Below are 24,287 nucleotides of genomic sequence, written 5' to 3'. Positions count from 1 at the left end.
GAGTCTGGTGACGCGCGATCCCGCGTGGCAGCCCCGCGCGTCATGACTTCACCCGTGACAGATGTCAGCGTGTGATCAGCACCGCCGCGAGCACGAGGATCGACAGCCCGCCGACCGCGATCGTGAGCATGGTGCCGGCGAACGCAGCCACCGTGACCCGGAGGTCGTCCACCAGGTACGGCGCCTTGGTGGGTCCTCCCGCCGCCGTGAGCAGTGCACGCTGGGCGCGCTCCATCCGGCCGAACACGCGCCCGATCACCGCGAACCGTCCGAACCCGAACATGCGCGTCATGCGGGCACCGGCGCCTCGGCGGGTGGCCTCGGGCAGCTGGACTTCGGTGAACGCGTCCATCACGGCCCGCACGTCTTCTTCGCCCTCCAGGCCTGTCATGTCGTCCTCGACCTTGTCGGAGAGCGAGTCGATGTGGATGAGGTCGACCGAGGTATCGGTGACCACCGGCCGCGTCCTGGTCTCGGACTCCGAGGTGAGCCGGAGCCAGCGGCGGCGCCGCAGCGCCAGCACCAGCACGGGCAGCGCGAGCAGCGCCACGAACGCGGTCAGCAGCACGGTACCCACCACGCCCGGGCCACCTGTCGGCGCGAGCAGCGCCCATACCTGGCCAGCCAGGATGAGCAGAACGAGAGTGGCCCACCCGAGCAGGAACGCCGTCGGGAATCGCAACAGCTGGGCGCCCCCGCGAGCGAAGGCACCGAGGTTCTCCGACAACGTGCTCATACCCACCATTGTCACGCACGCGGGACGTTGGACCCAGGGGCGGGGCTCCTGGGCGTCGTAGCTTCGGGGACGTGATCTCGCTCCGCCGCCTGCTCGTCAGCCTGACCGGGCTCGCCCTGGTCGTCTCAGCCACCGCGGGGTGCAGCGCCGAGGACGCCGCTGCACCCGCGGTACTGGACCTCACCTCACTCGCCGAGATGGACGTCGTCGACATGATCGACCTGCTGGAGTCGATGCCGCCGGCGGAACGGCCCGAGGACGTGATGGTGTCGGTGCGCTCGGACGAGGTGCTGCTCGCCGACGCCACGGGCGCCGAGCGTGTGGTGGCTGCGCCGGAGGGGATGTTCCACCTCTCGATCGCGCCGTACCGCGAGCACACGCACGGGTGCTACTTCCACAGCCTCACCACGTGCACCGGAGAGCTCGCGGCGACCGACGTGGATGTCACCGTCGTCGACCTGGCCACCGGCGAGGTGCTGGTCGAGGAGTCGACGCAGACCTACGACAACGGCTACGTGGCCTACTGGCTCCCGGACGACATCGAGGCCGAGGTCACGATCACCAGCGACGGACGCAGCGGGTCCGCGGTGGTGACCACCGGTGTCGATGACCTCACGTGCCTCACCACGCTCCGGCTGACCTGAGCTGCCGCCGCGGCATGGGACCATGGCAACAGCCACGTCCCTGCCAGTCCGAGGACCCTCGTTGCCCCCGATCCCCACCGCATCCGCCCAGGCGGACCGCATCGCACCGGCCGCCACCGCGCCCGAGCTGCTGCGGAACTTCTGCATCATCGCCCACATCGACCACGGCAAGTCGACCCTGGCCGACAGGATGCTGCAGCTCACGGGTGTGGTCGACGACCGCCAGATGCGCGCGCAGTACCTCGACCGCATGGACATCGAGCGCGAGCGTGGCATCACGATCAAGAGCCAGGCGGTGCGCATGCCGTGGGGCGTGGCTGATGAATCAGGCACGGTGCAGCCCTACGCGCTCAACATGATCGACACTCCCGGCCATGTGGACTTCACCTACGAGGTGTCGCGGTCGCTCGCGGCATGCGAGGGCGCGGTGCTGCTCGTGGACGCGGCGCTGGGCATCGAGGCACAGACGCTCGCCAACCTGTATCTCGCGATGGAGAACGACCTCGCGATCATCCCGGTGCTCAACAAGATCGATCGGCCCGCCGCGCAGCCGGAGAAGTATGCCGAGGAGCTCGCCAACCTCATCGGCGGCGACCCTGCGGACTGCCTCAAGGTCTCCGGCAAGACCGGCGAGGGCGTCGAGGCGCTGCTGGACCGGATCGTGCAGGAGGTGCCCGCACCGGTGGGCGACCCCGATGCCCCGGCTCGCGCGATGATCTTCGACTCGGTCTACGACGTCTACCGGGGCGTGGTCACCTACGTGCGCGTGGTCGACGGCCACCTCAGCCCGCGCGAGCGCATCCTCATGCACTCCACCCGGGCCACGCACGAGCTCCTCGAGATCGGCGTCTCCTCGCCCGAGCCGAAGCCGACGGCGGGACTCGGGGTGGGTGAGGTGGGTTACCTCATCACCGGGGTGAAGGACGTGCGTCAGTCGAAGGTCGGTGACACGGTCACCAACGCCGCCAAGCCGGCCACGGAGCCGCTCGCCGGGTACTCCGACCCCAAGCCGATGGTGTTCTCCGGGCTGTACCCGATCGACGGCTCCGACTACCCGGCGCTCCGTGAGGCGCTCGACAAGCTGCAGCTCAACGACGCCGCGCTCACCTATGAGCCCGAGACCTCGGTGGCGCTCGGGTTCGGGTTCCGTTGCGGGTTCCTGGGGCTGCTGCACCTGGAGATCGTGCGGGAGCGGCTCGAACGCGAGTTCAACCTCGACCTGATCTCGACCGCCCCCAACGTGATTTACGACGTCACGATGGAGGATGGCAAGGAGGTCGTGGTCACCAACCCCAGCGAGTTCCCGGTCGGCAAGATCAACACGGTCAGCGAGCCGTTGGTCAAGGCGACGCTGCTGGCGCCCAGCGACTACGTGGGCACGATCATGGAGCTGTGCCAGGGGCGGCGCGGCTCGCTGCAGGGCATGGACTACCTGTCCGAGGACCGGGTCGAGCTGCGGTACACGCTGCCGCTCGCCGAGATCATCTTCGACTTCTTCGACCAGCTGAAGTCACGCACCCGCGGCTACGCGACGCTCGACTACGAGCTCACCGGGGAGGCCGAGGCCGATCTCGTCAAGGTCGACATCCTGCTGCAGGGCGAGCCGGTCGACGCGTTCTCCGCGATCGTTCACCGCGACAAGGCCTATTCCTACGGTGTGATGATGACCGAGAAGCTCAAGGAGCTGATTCCCCGGCAGCAGTTCGAGGTGCCGATCCAGGCCGCCGTGGGCAGCCGCATCATCGCCCGAGAGACCATCCGCGCGATGCGCAAGGACGTGCTCGCCAAGTGCTACGGCGGTGACATCAGCCGTAAGCGCAAGTTGCTGGAGAAGCAGAAGGAGGGCAAGAAGCGGATGAAGAACATCGGCCGCGTCGAGGTCCCCCAGGAGGCGTTCGTGGCCGCGCTGTCCTCGGACGCCGGCTCCAAGGACGCCAAGGGCAAGTGAGCACCACACCCTTCGGGGTCTACCTGCATGTGCCGTTCTGCTCGGTGCGGTGCGGGTACTGCGACTTCAACACGTACACGTCCACGGAGCTGGGCGGCGGCGCGTCGCAGGCCTCCTACGCCGCGACGGCGGTGGCGGAGGTCGCGCTCGCGGACGCCGAGCTGCGGCGCCGCGGGCTCGCTGGCCGGCCCGTGCAGACCGTGTTCTTCGGCGGCGGCACCCCGACCTTGCTGCCGACGGCGGATCTTGCCTCGATGGTCGACGCCGTCGCGTCGACCTGGGGTCTGGCCGAGGGCGCCGAGGTGACCACCGAGGCGAACCCTGACTCGGTCGGCCCGGTCGAGCTGGCAGCCCTGCGGGCGGCCGGGTTCACGCGGGTCTCGTTCGGGATGCAGTCGGCCGTGCCGCACGTGCTGGCCACGCTGGACCGCACGCACGACCCCGAGCGGGTGCCGCAGGTGGTCGAGTGGGCGCGAGAGGCTGGGCTGGCCGTCTCGCTCGACCTCATCTACGGCACGCCGGGGGAGTCGTTGGCGGACTGGCGCACGAGTGTCGAGGCGGTGCTCGCGCTGCAACCGGACCATGTCTCCGCCTATGCGCTGACGATCGAGCCGGGCACGAAGATGCACGCCCGGGTGAGGCGCGGCGAGCTCCCGGGTGTCGACGGTGACGATCAGGCCGCGAAGTACGAGCTCGCCGACGATCTGCTGCAGCAGGCGGGCTATGGCTGGTACGAGATCTCCAACTGGGCGCGGACGCCCGTGCAGCGCTGCCGCCACAACGTCGCGTACTGGCGTTCGCACGACTGGTGGGGGATCGGGCCCGGGGCCCACAGCCACCTCGCGGGGACGCGGTTCTGGAACGTCAAGCATCCGCGCGCCTACGCGCAGCGCGTCGAGGCGGGTGAGCTGCCGATCGCGGAGTCCGAGGTGCTGACACCCGAGCAGATCGCCGACGAGCGGGTGCTGCTTGGGATCCGGCTGGTCGAGGGGCTCCCGGTCGAGGGCGGCGCGGGTGCGCTGCTGCCACAGCTCGCCGTGGAGGGGCTGGTCGAACCGGATGCGGCCGCAGCGGGTGTTGCTCGGCTGACGCGCCGTGGCCGGCTGCTGGCCGACACGGTGGTGGGACGCCTCGTGGCGTGATCACGCCGCATCCCCACGAATCTGGCATCACTCGGTACGGTAGGCGCGCACGAGATCTCCATCTTTCGTCCACAGGAGTGACATGACCCAGAACCCGCCGGAGGATCAGAACCCCGGAGGCGAGCAGCCAGAGCAGTCCGGTGGGTTCCCGCCGCCGAACCAGCCGCCGGCCGCTCAGCCGCCCAGTTACGGCAGCCCACAGCAGCCGCCGGCCGATCAGCCTCCGGGTTACGGCACCCCGCCGCCTCCTCCGGGCGGTGGCACGCCCCCGCCGCCGCCTGCCGGCCCCGGTGGTGGGTTCCCGTCGGCACCTCCGCCGCCTCCCGGACAGTACGGCCAGTACGGCGCTCCGCAGTACGGCGGCCCCGCGGGCGCTCCGGGCGCATTCGGTGCAGGCCAGCCCGTGTTCTCGGTCGGTGGCGCGATCGGCTACGGCTGGAACTCGTTCAAGTCGCACGTCGGTGGCTTCCTGGGATGGTCGGTCATCGTGCTGCTGGTGAGCGCTCTCCTCAGCTCGCTCCTCAACCCCAGCGTCAACGTCGACTTCAACGACATCGAGGCGCTGACTGCAGCCGCCACCCCCTCGATCGGTGAACAGTTCCTCGGCGCGCTCTCCAGCATTGCCGCGATGCTGCTCGCGGTGATCATCCAGCAGGGCGCCGTGCACAAGGTGAACGGGCGTCTGAACGGGTTCGGCGACTTCATCAAGTTCGACCACGCGGGACCGGGCTTCCTGACCGCGCTGCTGGTCGCCGCTGCGTACATCGTCAACCTGATCCCCTTCATCGGCTGGCTGCTCGCGCTCGCGATCTTCCTCCTGGGAATGTTCGCCGTGCCGATCGCGCTCGACACGGGTGCTTCGCCCGTGGACGCGTTCAAGCGGAGCATGCAGCTGGTCACGGGCAACGTGGGCAACGTGCTGCTGCTCATCCTGGCGTCGATCGGTGTGATGCTGCTCGGTCTGATCGCACTGTGCCTCGGTGTGTTCGTGGCGTACCCGATCGTCCTGATCGCCGGTGTCTTCGCCTACCGAACGCTGTCCGGCCAGCAGGTCGCGCCGGCCTGATCGCCGCGTGTGGCGGGGCGTGAATGTGCGCCCCGCCACCGTGAGTCCCGCTCCTGCGTCCTGACGATGTCGACATGACGGAGGCACAATGACCGAGCAGCCGCCGGCCGAGCCGGACCCTGCCGCGGCTGGCGCGCGGGACGAGGCGCCTGCCACGTACGGTCCGGCTCCTGACCCGCGCGGCGCCTATCCCGGCCCCGACGAGGGCGGGTTCGTGCCGCCGTCCGACCTGACTCCCGATGCCTACGGGCCGCCCGGACCGGGTTACGAAGTCGACGACACCGACCGGCCGGAGGGTCCAGCGCGCGGCGGACGTCTTCGACGGCTCCTGAGCCGTCTTGCCGGTCGCTGACGCAGCCCTTCGTCAGTCGACGGTCACGAAGTCCACCAGCTCCTCGACCCTGCCGAGCAGGGCGGGGGAGAGGTCCTTGTAGTCGCGGACCTGTCCGAGGATCCGCTTCCAGCCGGCCGCGATGTCGGCCTGGTTCCTGGCGGGCCAGCCCAGCGCACGCAGCGTGCCGACCTTGATGTCGGTGCCGCGCGGCACGTGGGGCCATGCCTCGAGCCCCACGCGGCCGGGCAGCACGGCCTGCCACACGTCCACGTACGGGTGGCCGAGCACCAGCACGCCCGGGAACCGGGCCATCACGTCGTCGGCGATCCGGGTCTCCTTCGAGCCGGGAACCAGGTGATCCACGAGAACGCCGACGCGGCGCTTGCTGCTCGGCCCGAACTCGGTGAGCCGATCGACCACGTGATCGACGCCGTCGAGCATCTCCACGACCACGCCCTCGATCCGGAGGTCGTCGCCCCACACGCGCTCCACGAGCTCGGCGTCGTGGCGGCCCTCGACCCAGATGCGGGACGCGCGGGCGACCCGGGCGCGGGCATTCGACACGGCGACAGAGCCGCTGGCGGTGCGGGCGGTGCCGCTCGCTCGCTGCTGCGGTCGCGGTGCGACGAGCCGGACCGGCTTGCCGTCCACCCAGAACCCGGCGCCGAGCGTGAACGTGCGGGTGCGTCCGTTGCGGTCCTCCAGCACCACCACGTGCTCACCGCCGCTCTTCTCCACGCGGACCACGGCGCCCACCCAGCCGCTCGTGACGTCCTCCACCACGAGACCCCGCTCTGCGGGGACATCGGTGGTCTGGGGCTTGCGCGCGCGGTGCGGGTCGTGGGAGAGGACGTCGGAGCCGTAGCGGTCGTGGGTCACGGTGCGTGACGTTACGCACGCACGAGCCACATGTGTGGGAGGCGCCGCGTAGAATTGGCACTCGGACCGGGCGAGTGCCACCGGTCGTGACGTGCCCGGGAGGAGGCGAGTCGATGGAACGGCAGGACAGACAGCTCGACGTGCTCCGCGCGATCGTGCAGGACTACGTCCGCAGCCGCGAGCCCGTCGGCTCCCGCAACCTCGTGGAGCGGTACAACCTCGGCGTCTCGCCCGCCACGATCCGCAACGACATGGCCACGCTGGAGGAAGAGGGCTACATCGCACAGCCGCACACCTCCGCCGGGCGGATCCCCACGGACAAGGGTTACCGAGCCTTCGTCGACCGGATCAATGTGGTCAAGCCACTCTCCACCGCGGAACGGCGCGCGATCGCCGAGCTGCTGGACTCCGCTGTGGACCTCGACGACGTGCTCGAACGCACCGTGCGGCTGCTCTCGCAGCTGACGCAGCAGGTCGCCGTGGTGCAGTACCCCTCGTTGCGCCGCTCGGCGCTGCGGCACGTGGAGCTGGTGCCCGCCGGTGCGCGGCGGCTGATGATCGTCATCATCACCGACACCGGGCGGGTGGAGCAGCGCTCCATCGACCACGACGTGCAGGTCGACGACACGTTGCTCGCCGAGCTGCGGGCGCGACTCAACGCGGCCGGCGTCGGGCGGCGTATGCCCGAGCTCGTGCGTGCCTTCGGCGAGATCGTCGCTGCCTTCCCTCCCGAGGACCGTGCGCTGGTGACCGAGATCACCGAGGTGGTCACCGACACCCTCTCGGAGGAGGTCGAGGAGCGTATCGTCATGGCAGGCACGGCGAACCTTGCCCGTGCCGACGTCGACTTCACCCGCACCATCTCGCCCGTGCTGGAGGCGTTGGAGCAACAGGTCGTGCTGCTTCGCCTGCTGACCGAGATGGGCGAGGAGTCGCCGCTGGCGGTGCGTATCGGCGCTGAGACCCACAACGAGGGGCTCAGCGAGACCGCTGTCGTGGCCGGTGCCTACGGAACATTCGGCGATGGCAGCGGGTTCGGCCAGGTGGGCGTTGTCGGTCCGACCCGGATGGACTACCCCTCCACCATGGCCGCGGTGAGAGCGGTGGCGCGGTACCTGTCCAAGATCCTGGCGTCCTGACGCCACCGACGAACGAGCAGACGAGACGAGAAGCGTGACGACGGACTATTACGAGGTGCTCGGCGTGTCCCGGGAGGCCTCTCCCGACGAGATCAAGCGCGCCTACCGCAAGCTGGCGCGCCAGTACCACCCAGACGTCGCCGGCCCCGATGCGGCCGACAAGTTCAAGGAGGTCAGCGCCGCGCACGAGGTGCTCTCCAACCCCGAGAAGCGGCGGATGTACGACCTCGGCGGCGGCACCTCCGGGATGCCGGGCGGTGGCGCCGGCTTCGGCGGGTTCAGCGACATCTTCGAGTCGTTCTTCCAGGCCGCCGGGGGCGCGGGAGCCAGCCGCGGGCCGGCATCCCGCGTGCGGCGCGGTCAGGACGCGCTGATCCGGATCGACGTCGACCTCAGCGAGGCCGCGTTCGGCGTGGCCAGGGAGATCACGGTCGATACCGCCGTGGCGTGCCAGGTCTGTCATGGAAGCTGCTGCCGGCCGGGCACCGGACCGCAGACATGCCCGGAGTGCCAGGGCCGTGGGTCGGTGCAGCGTGTGGCGCGCTCGTTCCTCGGCAACGTCATGACCACCGCCCCCTGCACGGCATGCGGGGGCTTCGGCACGGTGATCCCCGATCCCTGCCCCGAGTGCTCCGGCGAGGGCCGTGTCCGCAGCCGCCGCACCATCACGGTCAACGTGCCACCGGGCGTGGACACCGGTACCCGCATCAAGCTGAGCGGCCAGGGCGAGGTCGGCCCCGGTGGCGGGCCGGCGGGTGACCTGTACGTGGAGGTGCGCGAGCTCAAGCACGCGGTGTTCACCCGCCGCGGCGACGACATCCACTGCACGGTGGAGCTTCCGATGACCGCGGCTGCGCTCGGCACCGTGGTCACCATGGACTCCCTCGACGGCGTTCAGGAGGTCGACATCAAGCCGGGCACGCAGCCCGATGACATCGTGACGCTGCGGGGTCTCGGTGTGGGACACCTGCAGGCGTCCGGCCGCGGCGATCTGCACGTGCACGTGCAGGTGACCGTCCCCACCCGGCTCAGTCCCGAGCAGGAGAAGTTGCTGCGGGACCTCGCCACCGAGCGTGGCGAAGAGCGTCCCGACCCGCGAATCTCACCGGTGAAGAGCTCGGTGCTGCGCAAGCTCCGAGACACCTTCGCCGGTCGGTGAGCGCCCCCGCATGACCGCACCGGTGTTCGTGGTCCAGCCGGGTGAGCTCGCCGGTGTGCGTGCCGGAGCCTCCTGGACGCTCACCGGGCCCGAGGCCCGTCACGCGGGCTCGGTGCAGCGCCTTCGCGCCGGCGAACCGATCGAGGTGGTCGACGGCGTAGGGACCAGGCTCCGAGGTGAGGTCACCGAGGGATCGGGACCGGCCGCCGTCGTGATCTCCGTGCTCGAGGTGAACCAGGAGGAGCGGCTCCTGCCGCGACTGACGCTTGTGCAGGCGCTCGCCAAAGGCGGGCGCGACGAGATGGCGATCGAGGCGGCGACGGAGCTCGGCGTCGATGCGGTGCGGCCGTGGCAGTCGGAACGGTCGGTCGTCCAGTGGCGCGGAGAGAAGGCGGCCAAGGGCGAGCAGCGCTGGCGCTCCCTGGTGCATGCTGCGAGCAAGGTGGCACGGCGGTCGTGGCTGCCGGAGGTGCTGCCGTTCGTGCGCGGCGCCGCGATGGTCGACACGGTCGCCGAGGCCGTGGCAGGGGGAGCGGTGGTGCTGGTGCTGCACGAAGTGGCCACCTCGCCGCTGGTCGACGTCCCGCTCGACGGCGTGGATGAGGTCATGATCGTCATCGGACCCGAGGGCGGGATCAGCGACGGCGAGATCGACGCTGTGGTGGGCGCGGGTGCGCGCGCGGTGCTGCTCGGCCCGAACGTGCTCCGCAGCTCCACCGCCGGGCCTGCTGCCATGGCTGTGCTCGCGTCCCGACTCGGCCGGTGGAGCTGACTGGTTCACCCGCCCACTGCGGAAGCGAGGGAGCCTTCATGCTTCGCGAGCCATTCTTGGCGGCGGAGGATGACGTCGCCTATGCCGTCATTCCACATCCGTCTCCAGCCGCCGCCCAGGGTGTCAGCGCGGCGCTTCATGCCGTGCCAGGAGAGCTCGGCGATCTCTCGCGAGACGGGGAGCAGCCGGCGCCGGCCGTCATCATCCAATCCGTACGCGTCGACCAGGAGCGCGCCGCGCGCGAAGGGGTCGACGGCACTGACCGCTTCCTGCCGATCGCTCGGGTGCATCCAGGGCCCCCACCACAGCAGGAGATTTGCCACCTCCTCGACACGCGCAGCTGGTCGCGCGAGGTCAAAGTCGATCAGCGCGGCGGCCTCGTCGTCCCGGAACACGACGTTCTCAGGCGTGATGTCTCGATGTCCGATGAGGGTAGCGGGACCTGCTGAGGGAAGCCGCGGGGGATCGGACGCTTCGACGGCCCACGCGGGGACCCCGACCTGCTCCGCAGCATCGTCGTAGAGCCGCAGCAGGCGGGCCACGCTCTCGGCTCGACTGTCGTCACCCACCCAGGCCGGCCAGGGGCGTCCGGCAACCTCCCCAGGGACGAAGGTGAGGACCTCACGCCCTTCGCCGTCGGTACCCAGGTACCGGGGCGCGTGACTGAAGCCTCGGCGCTCGAGCTCCTGGAGGAGCTGGTGCACTCGTGTAGACGATGGACTGGCCGGTCGTCGCACCGTCGGACCCTTCCGCACCAGGCCCTCAGTGACGTCGCCGCCGATGAGGGGGATTTCAGGATCTTCGGGCTGTGGCTCTATGAACGGCATCCGTCCACGATGGCATGCGGTCACGGCAGGTTGTGCCGCGCTGTTCCCACGCGCCGAAATCGGTCGAAATTGAGGCGAGGGATGTCGGTGCCGGCACGTAGCGTCAGGGACCGATGATCGAGACGCCCGCCAACCCCGAGTTCACGCCCGCGGACAAGGTGTCGCTGCGGGCTGCCACCAGGCCCGACGACCCTGCCCGGCGATTGGACTGGCGTCGGCTCCGTCGCCCAGCGGCCGTGGTCGCGCTGGTCACCCTCACGCTCGGGGCGCTCGGGCAGGTGCTGGGTACCGCCGCGGCTGGTCGACTGGCCGAGAACGCGACGCTCGCCGGCCTGGGTCTGCTCGCCGTGTGCGTGGTCGGCGGAGCGTTGCTGGATGGCACGGGCCAGGTGATCTGGGCCGGTGTCGTGGACCGTGCGGAGGGCAAGCTGCGAAGCGACCTGCTCGATGCGGCGCTCGCACAGCCGCTGTCGGCACTCTCGGAGCAAGCTGTCGGCGAGGTGCTCGACCGGGTCGACGACGCCACGCACGCGGTTGGGACGCTGGTACGCCGGCAGCTGTGGGGTGCCGGCCGTACCGTGGCGGGCACGGTGCCCATGTGGGTGGTGGCCGGACTCACCTGGTGGCCGGCATGGATCCTGTTCCCGCTGCTGGCGGTGATCGTGTGGTTCGCCACCCGGCGGATGCTCGGGGAGATCGCGCGGCGCAAGGTGATCGAGGAGATGGCGTGGACCGACCATGCGGCCGCGTTCGAGGAGTCGGTCGCTGCGCGCAACGACCTGCGGACGAGCCTCGGCCAGCCGTTCGCGGCGCGCCGCCTCGCCCAGCTGTCCGCTGCGGTGCACGAGAAGTTCCACCGTGTGGTCCGGGTCGAGGAGAAGCTGATCCGCCGAGCGGGCCTGCTGACCTACGCGCTGCTCGCCGCCACCGCAGTGGTGAGCGCCGTGCTCGCCGCGGGCGGTGACCTCTCGGTGCAGCAGCTCGTCACGCTGTTCCTGGTGACCGCGATGTTCATCGGGCAGATCGACAACCTCGTGCACCACCTGCCCGACATCCAGGAGGGGCTCGGCGCCATCATCAGGCTGCGGCAGATGCTCGCGCTGGAGCCGGAGCCGGAGGGCGGCGACGAGGTCCCTGGTGGACCGCTCGATCTGGAGCTGCGTGATCTGAGCTTCGCGTACGCCGAGGGCACCTTCGCGCTGACGAACGTCAGCCTGCGCCTGCCTGCGGGCGCCACGCTCGCGCTCGTGGGGCGCACGGGCTCGGGCAAGTCGACGCTCGCCGCGCTGCTCTCACGGGCGGTGGAGCCCGAGCCCGGCTCGGTCTTCCTCGCGGGCACCGATGTGCGCGACCTCGATCTGCAGAAGCTGCGCCGCGCCGTCGGCGTCGTGACGCAACGGACCGAGATTCTGGCCGGGACCCTTGCGGAGAACATCGCGCTGTTCGCGGACGTTCCGCGCCACGACCTCGAGGCCGCGGTCCGCGAGCTCGGTCTGAACGAGTGGGTGGCGGGCATGCCTGAGGGGCTTGACACGCTGCTGGGGCCGGGCGGCACCACCTTGTCCGCGGGCGAGGAGCAGCTGGTCGCCTTCGCGAGGCTGCTGGTGCGGAACGTCCAGCTGGTGGTCCTGGACGAGGCCACCGCGCGGATGGACCCGTTGACCGAGGCGCGTGTGGTTGCCGCCTCGGATCGGCTGTTGGCGGGCCGCAGCGGCGTGCTCATCGCACACCGACTCAGCACGATCGAGCGCGCCGGGTATGTGGCCGTGCTGGATCACGGCCGGGTGGTGCAGCAGGGTCGGCGCGCCGAGCTTGCGCGTGAGCCGGGACCGTTCCGCACCCTGCTGGAGGCGGGCGCCAGCGATGGGTCGCTGGACGACGAGGACTACGACAGCAACCTCGATGAGCGCGCCTCGGCGCCTGCTGAGGCGGCCGAGCACAGCCACGAGCCTGCGGACTCCGGTCGGACCACGCAGCCCGGTGAGCCTGCCGCGCAGGCGGTGGGCGGCCGCCGTCGAACCGGGGCACCGCCCGACGTCCCCGAGCCAGGAACGGGTCCGAGCCTCGCGCGAGGCATCCTCAACGCGCTGCTGGTCAGGCCGTGGTGGGGCGCGTTCGCCGCGTTCCTGTTCCTGCTCTCGGCGCTGGTCGCAGCCCAGGGAGCCGTGACCGGATTCCTGTGGGGCCGCACCGTTGAGCAGGTTCGGGATGGTTCTGTCCCGGTGGTGATCGTGGTCTCGCTTGCTGTGCTGCTGATGGCCCAGCCGCTGCTGCTGTCCCGTGCCGTGGGGCTGTACCCGCGCTGGTGGGTCGAGGTGCTGCTGCGCATCCGCATGAGCGTCATGCACGGGCAAACTCGCCAGCACCGGTTGCCTGCCACGCCGCCAGGTGAGGTGGTGGCGCGGGCGATGGACGCCGACCGGTTCGCGCGCTACGCGGACCGGTGGGTCGACTTCGTCAACGGGTTGCTGATCGTGGGCGTGACCGCGCTGATCAGCGGCACCTGGACGGCGGGTGCCGTGCTGCTGGGCGTGATGGTGATCTCGGCGGCAGCGTCCGCGATCGGGCGGCCGATCGCGGGGCGTTCGGCCACGAGGTCCTCGGCCGCTCGCGCCGGTTTCGGGCGGGCACTGGTATCGGCGCTGGACTCGGCGCGAACCGTCAAGCTGGCGGCTCGCACGCCGCAGGTACGGCGGCACCTCGGACACGTCGACGCCGGGCGCGTGCGCGCGGCGATCTTCGAGCACCGTGTCCAGGCCGTTCTCGACGCGGTGCCGATGGTCACGCTGGGGATCGGCGTGGTGGTCGCCTGGGGCTTCCTGCTCACCGAGCGGTGGGACCTGGCGACGACGTTGCTTGTCGCCAACGCCGTGACCGGCTTCGCTTGGTTCGGCGTGGTGGCGGGCGCGGTCGTGACCGAGGCACCGGGCACACGGTCCTGGCAGGTCGCCACAGCCAGATTCGCCGCAGGAGCGGACCTGACCGCACAGGTGCCGGAGGTGGACCTGGTGACGGGTCGGGCGCCTACTCCGACGGCGCCGACGCGTGAGCCGCTGGACCGTCTCGAGCTCAACGGGCTCAGCGCCGTCCACGACGACGGCACGATCGGCGTGTACGACGTCGACCTCGAGGTGCGACGCGGTGAGCTCGTGCTGCTGCTGGGGCAGGTCGGTTCGGGGAAGTCCTCGCTGCTCTCGGCCTTGGCAGGGCTTGTCGAGCACAGCGGTGACATCCGGTGGAACGGGACCGCGGTGCGGGATGCTCAGAGCTACCTGCGACCGGCGCAGGTCGCTCACGTGGCTCAGGTGCCGCGGGTGCTCTCGGGCACGTTCTCGGACAACGTGCGCCTTGACCATGCGCGCGATCTCGACGGTCCGATCCGGAGCGCACGGCTCACACAGGACGTCGAGGAGGCGGGCGGCCCTGACTCGCTCGTGGGGCACCGGGGCGTGCGCCTCTCGGGCGGCCAGGTGCAGCGGCACGCGCTCGCCCGGGCGCTCGCTGCCGACACCGAGCTGCTGCTTGCCGACGACGTGTCCAGCGCCCTGGACGCCTCGACCGAGATCGAGCTGTGGTCGGCCCTGCGAGAGCGAGGCACCACGGTGGTCGGGGCCACCTCCAAGCGCGCCGCGCTCGCTCGCGCCGACCGCGTGGTGGTGCTCGTCGACGGCACGGTGGCTGAGGTCGGGCCGTGGGAGCGGCTCTCCGCGCGCTGGGCTCATCTCGCGGGCTGAGGGGTCCACATCGCTGCACGCGCGACGGCGTGCCGGTAGGCTTCCGGGATGCGAACGGCGAACGTGTATCCGAGCGGCTCTGGAGCGAGCTGCTCGATGACGTCGCGCTGACGCACAGCCGCCCCAGAGCTCGGGTGAGGACCGGTCCGGTCCTCACCCGTTGTCGTTTCTGAGCGGCGGCTGTCTGGGAGGTCTCCGCTCCTTCATGGACCGGAGATGATCCTGATGACCACCCCGACATCGGTGCTCGAGCACCTCGACCGCACGACGCACCAGATCTTCGGGCGCGACGACCTCGTTCAGCGCCTGGAGAGCGGAGCGCCGATGCGCATCAAGTTCGGCGTCGACTGCACCGCCCCCGATCTGCACCTGGGCCACGCCGTCAACCTCTGGATGATGCGGTACCTGCAGGATCTCGGCCACCGGGTCGTCTTCCTGCTCGGCGACACGACCAGCAGGATCGGCGACCCGACCGGTCGGAGCCGCACGCGACCCGTCCTCGATGCTGAGCAGATCGATGCGAATGCGCGGGCGTTCCTCGCACAGGTCGGCCTGGTGCTTCGATCCGACCCGGAGCTGCTCGAGATCCGACGGAACTCCGAGTGGTACGACCGGATGAGCATCACCGACCTCCTCAGCGAGCTCAGCCTCACCACCCACGCGTACCTGATCGCGCGCGACATGTTCCAGGACCGGATCGCGAGCGACGACGAGATCGGAGTCCATGAGCTGATCTACCCCGTCCTGCAAGGTTTCGACAGCGTCGCGCTGGAGTCGGACCTGACGATCGTCGGGTCCGACCAGCTCTTCAACGAAACGGTGGGCAGGCACCTGCAGGCCAAGCATGGTCAACGTCCGCAGACGGTGATCACGAGCACGATCACCCCTGGGCTCGATGGTGGCGCGAAGCAGTCCAAGTCGCTCGACAACTACGTCGCACTGACACACTCGCCCGGCGAGAAGCTCGGACGCCTGATGACTCTGCAGGATGACCTCATCGAGCTGTGGGCTCGGGTCTACACCGACCTCTCGAGCTCGTCGGTGGCAGACCTCGGCGCTCGGGCGCGTGTGGGCGGACCGGCTGCGCGCGACGCCAAGCTCGATCTCGCCGAGGCTGTCGTCGCTCGCTACCACGGTGCCGTCGAGGCGCGCCGGGCGCGCGCGGAGTTCATCCGGGTATTCGCTCGCCAGGGCGTCCCCGCCGATGTCGCCGCAGTCGTGCTCGATCAGGAACCACGAACGATGGTTGAGCTCGTGCGCGAGCTCCGCCCCGACCTGTCGGGGAACGCTGCCCGCCGACTGGTGATCGAGGGTGCGGTCTCGATGAACGGTGCGACGGTGACGAATCCCTCCGAAGCCGTCAGACCCGTGGTCGGCGACGTCATCAGGGCCGGCCGCCGCCGATGGTTCAGCGTGGCTGCGCCGCCTGCGACGCACGAGTGACTGGCAGGATCGACGCATGCCCGAGACCTCGCGGCAGTGGTATAAGCGGGTGAGCGCCGAGCTGGCCGGACAGGGTGTGGGCGACCGAGCCGGGCTTCGGGTCGGCGTCGGCAGTGATCGGCGGCGTCTCCGCGTGGCGGGCAATCCGGCTATCCCCGCCGCACCAGAAGTCCCTGCCACAATCGAGGCGGAGGCCGCGGAGGCCGCGGAGGCCGCGGAGGCCGCGGAGGCGGCCGGTGCGCTTGGCGAGGTGGCCGAACGGAGGAGCGATGAGATCGAACGTCCCGATCTTCGGCAACCCCTGGCCGCACAACATGCGCATCGGTATCGACGCACACAGCCACCTGATCGTGTTGCTCTACGTCAAGCATGCCTGGCGCCTCGCCCGTGACCGCGGCATCCCGGATCTGGATCCCGTGCCACGTGTCGGCGACTCGGCGATACCGCCGACAGCATCTCCGGACGAGTGGACCGAACGCTGGAACCGGCACTGGCAGCAGGCGTGGGCCTGGTTCGCCTCCGACGATCCGGTTCCGCCGTACTGGCAGAGCGAATTCGGGCGGGACGGCATCGACCTGTCTGCGCTCTCGGAGTGGGACATGGCCATCCGGGGACCGCTGCCGCCCGTGAGTCCGGAGCACGACTGCCTCGACGCCTTGATCCCGGCATGGAGGGCCGGCATCGACACGATCGTCGTGCTCCCGTACCGCGGCTACTACGTGCAACGCCTCAGCCACCGACACCTGGCGGTGTCGCGGACCACCCGCGACGACCCTGAGCTCTACCGTCGCGCGTTGGCCACCATCAGGTGAGCGCGCACAGCGTGCGGCCACCGGCATAGGGGAGAGTGGGCCCATGACGGACACAGCGCCCGCCCGGGCACGGTCGATGCTGACCAGCGCACCGACGCACCCGGTCCCGACCTGGGGGTTGATTCCCGGCGCGCTGGTGGCGCTCGCCGCGGTGCTGCTGTTCGGCGTGCACGTGCGCCCACTCGGCTACCTGCCGCTGGTGCTGGGCGTGGTGCTCGGGTTCGTCGCCGACCGCACGCTCGGACGCAGCCTGCTGCTCATCGCCACCGGGCAAGCGATCATCAGCACGATCTCGCTCGAGGCCGACCTGTCGAACGCCGGGATGGCGCGGTTCACCGTGGCCCTGTCGCTCGCGGTGCTGGTCCCGCTGGCGATGTCGCGCTGGCTGTTCAAGGACGACGTCATCCGGTTCCCGCTCCGCACCGGACAGCCCTGGGGCCGGACGGCATGGATGTATCTCGTGTTCGTGGTGGTCGCGGGCTACCTGATCCTGCCCTGGTACTTCCTGTCCTCCGGGTCGTACCAGAACTGGCCGCCGGTCGAGACCACCAACGAGATCGTCCGGCTCTTCATCGGCGTCAACGCGGTGGGAACCTGGGACGAGCTGTTCTTCATCTGCACCGTGTTCGCGCTCTACAAGCGGCACTTCCCGCTCTGGCAGGCGAACCTCCTTCAGGCGGCGGTGTTCGTCTCGTTCCTCTGGGAGCTCGGCTACCGCAGCTGGGGACCCGCGCTCACGATCCCGTTCGCGCTGATCCAGGGCTTCACGTTTGCCAGGACGAAGTCGTTCGCGTATGTGCTGATCGTGCATCTGTTGTTCGACGTCGTGGTGTTCATGGCCCTCGTGCATGGCCACCGGCCCGACCTGTTCGACGTCTTCATCACCGCACCCTGAGCAGGCGTCAGCCGATCAGGTCCAGCAGCGCATGTGCGGCGTTGTGCCCCGCGAGGCCGCTGACGGCGCCGCCGCGCACCGCACCCGACCCGCACATCAGCACCCGCGGGTAACCGGTCGCGACACCCCATTCCAGTGCCGGGCCATGATGCTCGACGGCGTCCGCGAGCCATGGCCACGCCAGGTCGCCGTGGAAGATGTGCCCGCCGGGCATGCCGAGCTCGGCCTCGATGTCGAGCGGCCCCTTGGCCTCCAGGCACCGATGCCCGTCGGCGTCCGTAAGAATCAGGGGCCCCAGCGGCTCGGCGAGGTGGGTCTCCAGTCCGGTGACCGCCGCCGCGACCAGCTCTTCGCGCGGGGTCGGGTCGTCGGCCCGCACATGCAACCCGAAGTAGGTGAGCGTCTGCACCCCCGCGGCCGCCAGCTCGGGCGACAGGATCGAGCGGTCACTCAGCGTGTGGCAGTAGACCTCGCCGGGAGGTGGGCCGCCGAGCGATCCGAGCGGGGTACCCCCGGCGACCGCACCGTGTACGCGCTCGAGGTCGCCGTACCCCTCACCGCTGTGCAGCGTCCCCGCGAACGCCACCGCGGGATCCACGCCGTTGCGCAGCTCCGGCAGCCTCGAGAGCACCATGTTGATCTTCAGCTGTGCGCCCACCGGCCGTACCGGCTCCGCCTCTCCGCACAGCGACGCCAGCACGGCCGGGGCGACCCCGGACAGGGCCCAACCCGACTCGCGGACGAAACCACCGCCGTCGGCCCTCGACCCACGCACCGTGACCCCGCCCTCACCGGGCTCCACCGCGGTGACCCGGTGGCCGGTGCTCACCAGCACCCCGGCCGCCTGCGCGACGCGGAGCAGCTCGCCGCTCACCGCCCCCATGCCACCGACCGGCACCCGCCACGGGCCGCCGAGCACGTGGTACAGAAAGCAGCGGTTCTGCGCGAGCGAGGACTCGTGCAGCGACGCGAACGTGCCGATCAGAGCGTCGGTCGCGACCACGCCGCGCACCAGGTCGTGGGCGAACCGCCGCTCCAACGCCTCGCCCAGGGGCCGCTCGACGAGGTCCTGCCACACGTGCTCGGGCACCTGGGAGCGCACGTGCGACGCCGTCGGAAGTGGCGCCAGCAGGGTGGGCGTGAGCGCATCGGCGAGATACTGGGCATCGTCGTAGAACCGGACCCAGGCCTCGTGCTCGTGCTCGGCCCCGGTCAGCGCGCGGAACGACGCTCGAGTGGCCTCGAGATCGTCGGTGACGACCAACGCATCAGGCCCCGCCACGCTGTCGTACGGGGTGCACGAGGCGACCGAGCGGTCGGCGAGCTCAAGATCCAGACCCAGCTCCGCGATCAGCGCAGCCGGAAGCAGGCTCACGAGATAGGCGTACCGAGACAGCCGCACGTCCACGCCGGGGAACGGCCGCTCGCTGACAGCAGCACCGCCTACGTGGTCGGACGCCTCGAGGATCTCGACGGCGAGGCCGGCCCTGGCCAGATAGGTCGCTGCCACCAGCGCGTTGTGCCCGCCTCCGATGATCACGATGTCCACAAAGCATGAGCCTAAGAGTGGGTGGCCGCCGGTAGGCTGGATCTCGACCCAATCGTTCGTCCAAGGAGCAGTCGGGGCCGCGGCCCTGCCCATGTCTGAGAGCACCCCACAGCCAGCGATGTCCCCGCCCGGCGGTGCCGCCGACGTCACCCACCAGGTGACGATTCCCGACGACGTCCCGATGGTTGCTCTGCTGGGTCGCCGCGACGAGGTGTTGCGTGCGATCGAGAAGGGCTTCGATCACGTTGACGTGCACGTGCGCGGCAACGTCGTGACCTTGACCGGGCCCCCGGGTGACGTCGCCCTCGCCGAGCGCCTCCTGGACGAACTGAGCCAGGTCGCCGCGAGCGGGCAGCCGTTGGAGGCCGACGCCGTCGAGCGCGCGATCACGATCCTCACCGCCGCCACCACGGACCGCCCCGCGCAGGTCCTCACGATGAACATCCTGTCCAACCGCGGGCGCACCATCCGCCCGAAGACGGTGGGGCAGAAGGACTACGTGGAGGCGATCGACCGGCACACTGTGGTGTTCGGCATCGGGCCGGCCGGTACCGGCAAGACCTACCTCGCGATGGCCAAGGCCGTGCAGGCGCTGCAGGCGAAGCAGGTCAGCCGGATCGTGCTGACCCGGCCGGCGGTCGAGGCGGGGGAGAGCCTGGGCTTCCTGCCCGGCACGCTCAACGACAAGATCGACCCGTACCTGCGCCCCCTCTACGACGCGCTGCACGACATGCTCGACCCCGACTCGATCCCGCGTCTGATGGCCGCCGGCACGATCGAGGTGGCGCCGCTCGCGTACATGCGCGGGCGAACCCTGAACAACGCCTTCATCATCCTCGACGAGGCCCAGAACACCTCGCCCGAGCAGATGAAGATGTTCCTCACCCGGCTCGGCTTCGAGAGCAAGGTCGTGGTCACGGGCGACGTGACCCAGGTGGACCTGCCCGGCGGCACCCAGTCGGGTCTGCGGGTGGTGCAGGAGATCCTCACCGAGATCGAGGACGTCAAGTTCTGCCGGCTCACCAGCGCGGACGTGGTGCGGCACCGCCTGGTGGCGGACATCATCGACGCCTACGACCGCTGGGACACCACCCAGCGCGGTGCCGACGGCCGGCCGCACCGATCACGGCGCGAAGAACGACCCGGGCGGAACCAGCGGTGAGCACCGACGTCACGAACGAGTCGGGCTACGAGCTCGACGAGGTGGAGTTCAGCGATCTCGCCACCTACGTGCTCGACGAGATGCACGTGCACCCGCAGGCCGAGCTGGAGATCCGGTTCGTCAGCACCGAGGTGATGGCCGAACTGCACGTGCGCTGGATGGACGAGGAAGGACCCACGGACGTCCTCTCGTTCCCCATGGACGAGCTCCGCCCGGGCGATGTGGATGACCCGAGCGAGGAGGGCATCCTCGGTTCGATCGTGGTCTGCCCGGACGTCGCGGTCACGCAGGCGCGGGCGGCCGGCCACTCGCCCGAGGAGGAGATGCTCCTGCTCACCACCCACGGGATCCTGCACCTGCTCGGCTTCGACCACGCCGAGCCCGAGGAGGAGAAGGAGATGTTCGCGCTGCAGCGCCAGCTCCTGCTCACCTTCCTCGCGAACAGATGAGCGGTTTACCCGTTCTCGCTGCCACCACCGGCCCGGCCGACGGCGTCCCGATCAGCCCCTTGCTGATCCTCGCCCTGGCCTCGATCGCGTTGGGCGCGGTGCTGTCGGCGGGCGAGGAGGCAGCGCGCACCATCACCCGCGCAGCCGCCCACGAGGCGGAGGGGCGTGGCAAGGCCGCCGTCGTGGCCGTCGCCGAGGACCCCGGCCCCGCTACGCGCGTGACCAACTACCTGCTGGTGCTGGCGCAGATGACCGGTGCGGTCTGTCTGACTCTCGTGCTCGTGGGTCTGCTCGAGACCTGGTGGCAGGTGCTGGGCGGCTCGATCCTGCTGGCGGCGCTGATCATGATGATCGTCGTCGGAGCCAGCCCTCGTCGGGTGGGCCGCACGAACCCGGTGTCGGTGCTCGCGACCGTGGGGCCGCTGATGCTGGCACTGGTCCGCGCGACCGCCCCCCTCGCCCACCTGTTCGGGCGGCTGAGCGAACGGGCCGGCCGCACCGCCGGCGAGCAGCGCGCGGTCGACGAGGAGGAACTGCGCCAGATGGTCGACCGTGTGAGCGAGAGCGAGCAGATCGACGACGACGAGCGCGAGATGCTCCAGTCGGTGTTCGAGCTCGGCTCCACGATCGTGCGCGAGGTGATGGTGCCCCGGACCGACATGGTGTGCCTGTCCGCGGGCACCACGCTCGCGAAGGCGCGCAACCTGTTCGTGCGGTCCGGCTTCTCGCGCGTGCCGGTGGTGGGGGAGAGCGTCGACGACATGCGTGGCGTCCTGTATCTCAAGGACCTGCTGCGATACACGCTCAACCGACCCGAGCGTGAGCAGGAGCGTGTGGAGGCAGTGCTCCGGGCACCGGTCCTGGTCCCGGAGACCAAGCCGCTCGACGACCTGCTCGAGCAGATGCGCGCCTCCGGCATCCACATCGCGGTGGCGTTCGACGAGTGGGGTGGTGTGGCCGGCATCGTCACCATCGAGGACATCCTCGAGGAGCTGGTGGGCGACCTGACCGACGAGCACGACCGCAGCGAGCCGGAGATCCGTGAGGACGGTGAGGGCGGCTACCTCGTACCGGCGCGGCTGCCGCTCGACGAGCTCGGTGACCTGTTCGAGATCCCGATCGAGGACGACGACGTCGACACGGTCGCGGGCTTGCTCGCCAAGGCGTTGGGCAAGGTCCCGATCGAAGGTGCTCACGCGGTGACGCACGACCTGGAGCTGACGGCCGTGAACGCCGCCGGCCGGCGGCGCCGCATCGATACGATCAGGGTCAGTCGCGCCCCGGTCGAGGCTGAGCAGGAGGCGAGTCGATGACGGCGGAGGGTCACCTGAGCAGCGAGTTCCGCGCAGGTTTCGTGTGCGTGGTCGGCCGCCCGAATGCCGGCAAGTCCACGCTGACCAACGCGCTCGTCGGTCTGAAGGTCGCCATCACCTCGACGCGTCCGCAGACCACTCGCCGGGCCGTGCGCGGCGTGGTGAACCGGCCGAAGGGCCAGCTGGTGCTGGTCGACACGCCCGGCCTGCACCGACCGCGGACACTGCTGGGTGAGCGGCTCAACGAGCTGGTCCGCGGCACACTCGCCGAGGTGGACGTCGTCGTGTTCTGCCTGCCGGCCGACCAGAAGGTGGGCCCGGGTGACCGGTACATCGCCCAGGAGTTGCGAGAGTCCCGTACACCGGTGGTCGCGGTCGCAACCAAGGCCGACGCCGTCGGCAAGGAACGACTGATGGAGCACCTGCTCGAGGTCGCCGCACTGGGCGAATGGGCCGACGTCGTCCCGGTCTCCGCGAAGGGCGACTTCCAGCTCGACGTGCTCGTGGAGGTGCTGCTCAGCCACGTGCCCGAGGGGCCGCAGATGTATCCCGACGGCGAGCTGACCGATGAGCCCGACCACATCATGGTCGCCGAACTGATCCGCGAAGCAGCGCTCGAAGGAGTGCGGGAGGAGCTGCCGCACTCGCTCGCGGTGGTGGTGGAGGAGATCGTCGAGCGTGACCAGCCGCGCCGCGACGGCCGGCGCCTGCTCGACGTGCGCGCCGAGGTGTACGTGGAACGCGACAGCCAGAAAGCCATCATCATCGGGGCGGGTGGCTCCCGGCTCCGCGACATCGGGACACGTGCCAGGAAGGGCATCGAGGCACTCCTCGGTGCGGCGGTCTACCTCGACCTGCACGTGAGGATCGCCAAGGAGTGGCAGCGCGACCCGAAGCAGCTCCGCAAGCTCGGTTTCTGACCGGCGCTGCTCATGCCAGATCGCGCGAGCGCATCGAGCGGGCCGTCAACAGCAGCCGCCGAGAGCGCGAGCGTCCCCGACTCAACTGCGCATCACGGGCGTGGTCAGGGGGAGGCGGCGGGAGGCTTACGCTGAGATATGTGAAGGCCCGGTTCGTGCTCGCTGTGCTGGGCACGATCCTCCTGCTCGGTCTGATCGGGTCGATCGCGGGGCCGCGGTGGGACCCCGAGCCGCTCGCCGACCCGCTCACGGTGGCTTCCACCGACGTGGCGATCACCACCACGGAGCCGACGACGCCGATCGGAACCTACGAGACGACGGTCACCGACATGGAGATCGAGCTCGACGGCGCGGTGGTCACGGCCCGTCTCACGGCGCCGGTCGGGGCGCCCGACGGGCAGCCGGGAATGTTGTTCATGCACGGTGCCGGCACGGCGGGGCACACGAACTTCGAGGATCAGGCGCAGGCGCTCGCCAGCGCAGGGGTGTACGTGCTGGTGCCCGCGAAGCGGATGGACACCTACACCACGTCCTCTCGCGACTACGTGGCGATGGCGCGCGACTACCTGCTCTCGTGGGATGTGCTCGCGGCCACGCCGGGGGTGGATCCGGCCAGGGTGGGGATCTACGGGGAGAGCGAGGGGGCGTGGATCTCGCCCGTGGCTGCGGTGCTGCAGCCGGACGTCGCGTTCCTGATCCTGGTGTCGGCGCCGGTGGTGCCGCCGCGCGAGCAGGGGGCCTTCGCGATGGACAGCTACCTGCGCAACACGCACGTGCCATGGCCGGTGTTCCGCGCGATCCCGCGCGCCACCGGAGCGAACATCCCCGGTGGAGGCTTCGAGTACGCGGACTTCGACGTCTCACCCTGGCAGCGACAGCTGAGGCAACCGGTGCTGATGACGTACGGCACGGGCGACACCTCGATGCCGCTGATCCAGGGGCCGCAGCAGGTGATCGCGGACATGGCGTCGAACGGCAACGACGCCTACACGCTGCGCTACTTCGCCGGCGCCAACCACGGCATCCGGATCGATCAGGCGCTGGCGCCCGGGTTCACCGACGTCCTGGCGTCCTGGACCCTCGGCCTCCCGGACAGCGGCGGTGCCGAGCCACGGATCGCGGGCGACCAGCCTGTGCAGGCGTACGAGGCGCAGCCGCTGCCCCGCCCGCGCTGGTATGCCGACGGCGACATGCTGATCTGGACCGCCGTGGCCTCGGCGCTGCTGCTGGTCATCGGCCCGCTGCTGTGGGTGCTGACCGCGCTGCCACGGCGCCGTACCGGCCGCAGGCTCCCGGCGCCGGTCGCGCGACACACAGCGGCGGCCGGGTTGGCAGCCGTCGCCGTGATGGTCGTGTTCGTGGCG

At 70.1% G+C, this 24,287-nt stretch carries 21 protein-coding genes; 17 read left to right on the top strand and 4 right to left on the bottom strand.

Translation table 11 applies throughout. The features are described 5' to 3' along the window. Positions 1-64 precede the first annotated feature (64 nt). A complete protein-coding gene (locus ACOJSN_RS03990; RefSeq protein WP_420111218.1) occupies positions 65-736 on the bottom strand; it encodes a hypothetical protein in 672 nt (223 codons plus the stop codon). Positions 737-807: 71 nt separating this feature from the next. Here ACOJSN_RS03990 and ACOJSN_RS03985 point away from each other — a divergent pair, with 71 nt between their 5' ends. From ACOJSN_RS03985 to ACOJSN_RS03965, 5 genes are all read left to right on the top strand, one after another. Beyond that, a complete protein-coding gene (locus ACOJSN_RS03985) occupies positions 808-1,380 on the top strand; it encodes a CueP family metal-binding protein (protein WP_420111217.1) in 573 nt (190 codons plus the stop codon). Between the two features lie 22 nt (positions 1,381-1,402). Further along, positions 1,403-3,328 carry a translation elongation factor 4 gene (gene lepA, locus ACOJSN_RS03980; protein ID WP_420111216.1) on the top strand — a complete coding sequence of 642 codons (1,926 nt, stop codon included), beginning with the start codon at positions 1,403-1,405 and terminating at the stop codon, positions 3,326-3,328. After that, on the top strand, positions 3,325-4,470 hold the full coding sequence (gene hemW / locus ACOJSN_RS03975) for a radical SAM family heme chaperone HemW (RefSeq protein ID WP_420111215.1): 1,146 nt from the start codon (positions 3,325-3,327) through the stop codon (positions 4,468-4,470). The genes lepA and hemW overlap by 4 nt, the downstream gene beginning before the upstream one ends. 82 nt (positions 4,471-4,552) lie before the next feature. Next, positions 4,553-5,536, top strand: a complete 984-nt coding sequence (locus ACOJSN_RS03970) for a hypothetical protein (protein WP_420111214.1) — start codon at positions 4,553-4,555, stop codon at positions 5,534-5,536. Between the two features lie 88 nt (positions 5,537-5,624). Beyond that, positions 5,625-5,888: a hypothetical protein gene (locus ACOJSN_RS03965; protein ID WP_420111213.1), complete on the top strand. Its 264-nt coding sequence runs from the start codon at positions 5,625-5,627 to the stop codon at positions 5,886-5,888. Positions 5,889-5,900: 12 nt separating this feature from the next. Here ACOJSN_RS03965 and ACOJSN_RS03960 read toward each other — a convergent pair whose 3' ends face one another. Then, positions 5,901-6,749, bottom strand: a complete 849-nt coding sequence (locus ACOJSN_RS03960; RefSeq protein ID WP_420111212.1) for a DUF3097 domain-containing protein — start codon at positions 6,747-6,749, stop codon at positions 5,901-5,903. A gap of 113 nt (positions 6,750-6,862) precedes the next feature. Between ACOJSN_RS03960 and hrcA the strand changes: the two genes are divergently transcribed. From hrcA to ACOJSN_RS03945, 3 genes are read left to right on the top strand one after another with little or no spacing between them, the layout of a single operon-like run. After that, positions 6,863-7,888 (top strand): heat-inducible transcriptional repressor HrcA, encoded by a 1,026-nt coding sequence (gene hrcA, locus ACOJSN_RS03955; protein ID WP_420111211.1) that lies wholly within the window; start codon positions 6,863-6,865, stop codon positions 7,886-7,888. Positions 7,889-7,922: 34 nt separating this feature from the next. Continuing rightward, entirely contained in the window at positions 7,923-9,047 is a 1,125-nt protein-coding gene (gene dnaJ / locus ACOJSN_RS03950; protein ID WP_420111210.1) for a molecular chaperone DnaJ, read from the top strand. Between the two features lie 10 nt (positions 9,048-9,057). Then, positions 9,058-9,819 carry a 16S rRNA (uracil(1498)-N(3))-methyltransferase gene (locus ACOJSN_RS03945; RefSeq protein ID WP_420111209.1) on the top strand — a complete coding sequence of 254 codons (762 nt, stop codon included), beginning with the start codon at positions 9,058-9,060 and terminating at the stop codon, positions 9,817-9,819. A gap of 5 nt (positions 9,820-9,824) precedes the next feature. On the opposite strand, the gene ACOJSN_RS03940 is transcribed toward ACOJSN_RS03945, so the two are convergent. Beyond that, the gene (locus ACOJSN_RS03940) at positions 9,825-10,523 is read right to left on the bottom strand and encodes a phosphotransferase (RefSeq protein ID WP_420111208.1); all 699 of its coding nucleotides are present in this window, start codon (positions 10,521-10,523) and stop codon (positions 9,825-9,827) included. Positions 10,524-10,759: 236 nt separating this feature from the next. On the opposite strand from ACOJSN_RS03940, the gene ACOJSN_RS03935 reads away from it, so the two are divergent. The 4 genes from ACOJSN_RS03935 (at position 10,760) to ACOJSN_RS03920 (ending at position 17,530) form a co-directional block, all read left to right on the top strand. Continuing rightward, positions 10,760-14,380: an ATP-binding cassette domain-containing protein gene (locus tag ACOJSN_RS03935; RefSeq protein WP_420111207.1), complete on the top strand. Its 3,621-nt coding sequence runs from the start codon at positions 10,760-10,762 to the stop codon at positions 14,378-14,380. A gap of 225 nt (positions 14,381-14,605) precedes the next feature. Further along, a complete protein-coding gene (gene tyrS / locus ACOJSN_RS03930) occupies positions 14,606-15,823 on the top strand; it encodes a tyrosine--tRNA ligase (protein WP_420111206.1) in 1,218 nt (405 codons plus the stop codon). Positions 15,824-16,092: 269 nt separating this feature from the next. Continuing rightward, on the top strand, positions 16,093-16,635 hold the full coding sequence (locus tag ACOJSN_RS03925; protein ID WP_420111205.1) for a hypothetical protein: 543 nt from the start codon (positions 16,093-16,095) through the stop codon (positions 16,633-16,635). Between the two features lie 43 nt (positions 16,636-16,678). Continuing rightward, a complete protein-coding gene (locus tag ACOJSN_RS03920) occupies positions 16,679-17,530 on the top strand; it encodes a type II CAAX prenyl endopeptidase Rce1 family protein (protein WP_420111204.1) in 852 nt (283 codons plus the stop codon). A 7-nt stretch (positions 17,531-17,537) separates the two neighbouring features. Here the strand turns inward: ACOJSN_RS03920 and ACOJSN_RS03915 are convergent, their stop codons facing one another. Beyond that, the gene (locus tag ACOJSN_RS03915) at positions 17,538-19,079 is read right to left on the bottom strand and encodes a phytoene desaturase family protein (RefSeq protein WP_420111203.1); all 1,542 of its coding nucleotides are present in this window, start codon (positions 19,077-19,079) and stop codon (positions 17,538-17,540) included. Between the two features lie 91 nt (positions 19,080-19,170). Here ACOJSN_RS03915 and ACOJSN_RS03910 point away from each other — a divergent pair, with 91 nt between their 5' ends. The 5 genes from ACOJSN_RS03910 to ACOJSN_RS03890 form a co-directional block, all read left to right on the top strand. Next, positions 19,171-20,241: a PhoH family protein gene (locus ACOJSN_RS03910; protein ID WP_420111202.1), complete on the top strand. Its 1,071-nt coding sequence runs from the start codon at positions 19,171-19,173 to the stop codon at positions 20,239-20,241. Beyond that, the gene (gene ybeY / locus ACOJSN_RS03905) at positions 20,238-20,690 is read left to right on the top strand and encodes an rRNA maturation RNase YbeY (RefSeq protein WP_420111201.1); all 453 of its coding nucleotides are present in this window, start codon (positions 20,238-20,240) and stop codon (positions 20,688-20,690) included. The genes ACOJSN_RS03910 and ybeY overlap by 4 nt, the downstream gene beginning before the upstream one ends. Continuing rightward, the gene (locus ACOJSN_RS03900; protein ID WP_420111200.1) at positions 20,687-22,003 is read left to right on the top strand and encodes a hemolysin family protein; all 1,317 of its coding nucleotides are present in this window, start codon (positions 20,687-20,689) and stop codon (positions 22,001-22,003) included. Before ybeY ends, ACOJSN_RS03900 begins: the two co-directional genes overlap by 4 nt. Then, entirely contained in the window at positions 22,000-22,923 is a 924-nt protein-coding gene (era, locus tag ACOJSN_RS03895) for a GTPase Era (protein WP_420111199.1), read from the top strand. The genes ACOJSN_RS03900 and era overlap by 4 nt, the downstream gene beginning before the upstream one ends. Positions 22,924-23,063: 140 nt before the next feature. Next, positions 23,064-24,287 (top strand): alpha/beta hydrolase family protein (locus ACOJSN_RS03890; protein WP_420111198.1); only part of this gene is annotated, 1,224 nt, incomplete at its 3' end.

Source organism: Pseudactinotalea sp., from assembly GCF_048594945.1.
In the GTDB taxonomy this organism is placed as follows: domain Bacteria; phylum Actinomycetota; class Actinomycetes; order Actinomycetales; family Beutenbergiaceae; genus Pseudactinotalea.
Note: the sequence above shows the minus strand (reverse complement) of the source record. Positions and strands in the feature narration are given on the sequence as shown.

Bases quoted from the DNA above. Each gene is read 5' to 3' on its own strand.
- lepA (WP_420111216.1), top strand. From the start codon at position 1,403: ATGGCAACAGCCACGTCCCTGCCAGTCCGAGGACCCTCGTTGCCCCCG.
- ACOJSN_RS03990 (WP_420111218.1), bottom strand. From the start codon at position 736: ATGAGCACGTTGTCGGAGAACCTCGGTGCCTTCGCTCGCGGGGGCGCC.
- ACOJSN_RS03910 (WP_420111202.1), top strand. From the start codon at position 19,171: ATGTCTGAGAGCACCCCACAGCCAGCGATGTCCCCGCCCGGCGGTGCC.
- ACOJSN_RS03965 (WP_420111213.1), top strand. From the start codon at position 5,625: ATGACCGAGCAGCCGCCGGCCGAGCCGGACCCTGCCGCGGCTGGCGCG.
- ACOJSN_RS03935 (WP_420111207.1), top strand. From the start codon at position 10,760: ATGATCGAGACGCCCGCCAACCCCGAGTTCACGCCCGCGGACAAGGTG.
- ACOJSN_RS03925 (WP_420111205.1), top strand. From the start codon at position 16,093: ATGAGATCGAACGTCCCGATCTTCGGCAACCCCTGGCCGCACAACATG.
- ACOJSN_RS03920 (WP_420111204.1), top strand. From the start codon at position 16,679: ATGACGGACACAGCGCCCGCCCGGGCACGGTCGATGCTGACCAGCGCA.
- tyrS (WP_420111206.1), top strand. From the start codon at position 14,606: ATGACCACCCCGACATCGGTGCTCGAGCACCTCGACCGCACGACGCAC.
- ACOJSN_RS03970 (WP_420111214.1), top strand. From the start codon at position 4,553: ATGACCCAGAACCCGCCGGAGGATCAGAACCCCGGAGGCGAGCAGCCA.
- hrcA (WP_420111211.1), top strand. From the start codon at position 6,863: ATGGAACGGCAGGACAGACAGCTCGACGTGCTCCGCGCGATCGTGCAG.
- ACOJSN_RS03945 (WP_420111209.1), top strand. From the start codon at position 9,058: ATGACCGCACCGGTGTTCGTGGTCCAGCCGGGTGAGCTCGCCGGTGTG.
- era (WP_420111199.1), top strand. From the start codon at position 22,000: ATGACGGCGGAGGGTCACCTGAGCAGCGAGTTCCGCGCAGGTTTCGTG.
- ACOJSN_RS03900 (WP_420111200.1), top strand. From the start codon at position 20,687: ATGAGCGGTTTACCCGTTCTCGCTGCCACCACCGGCCCGGCCGACGGC.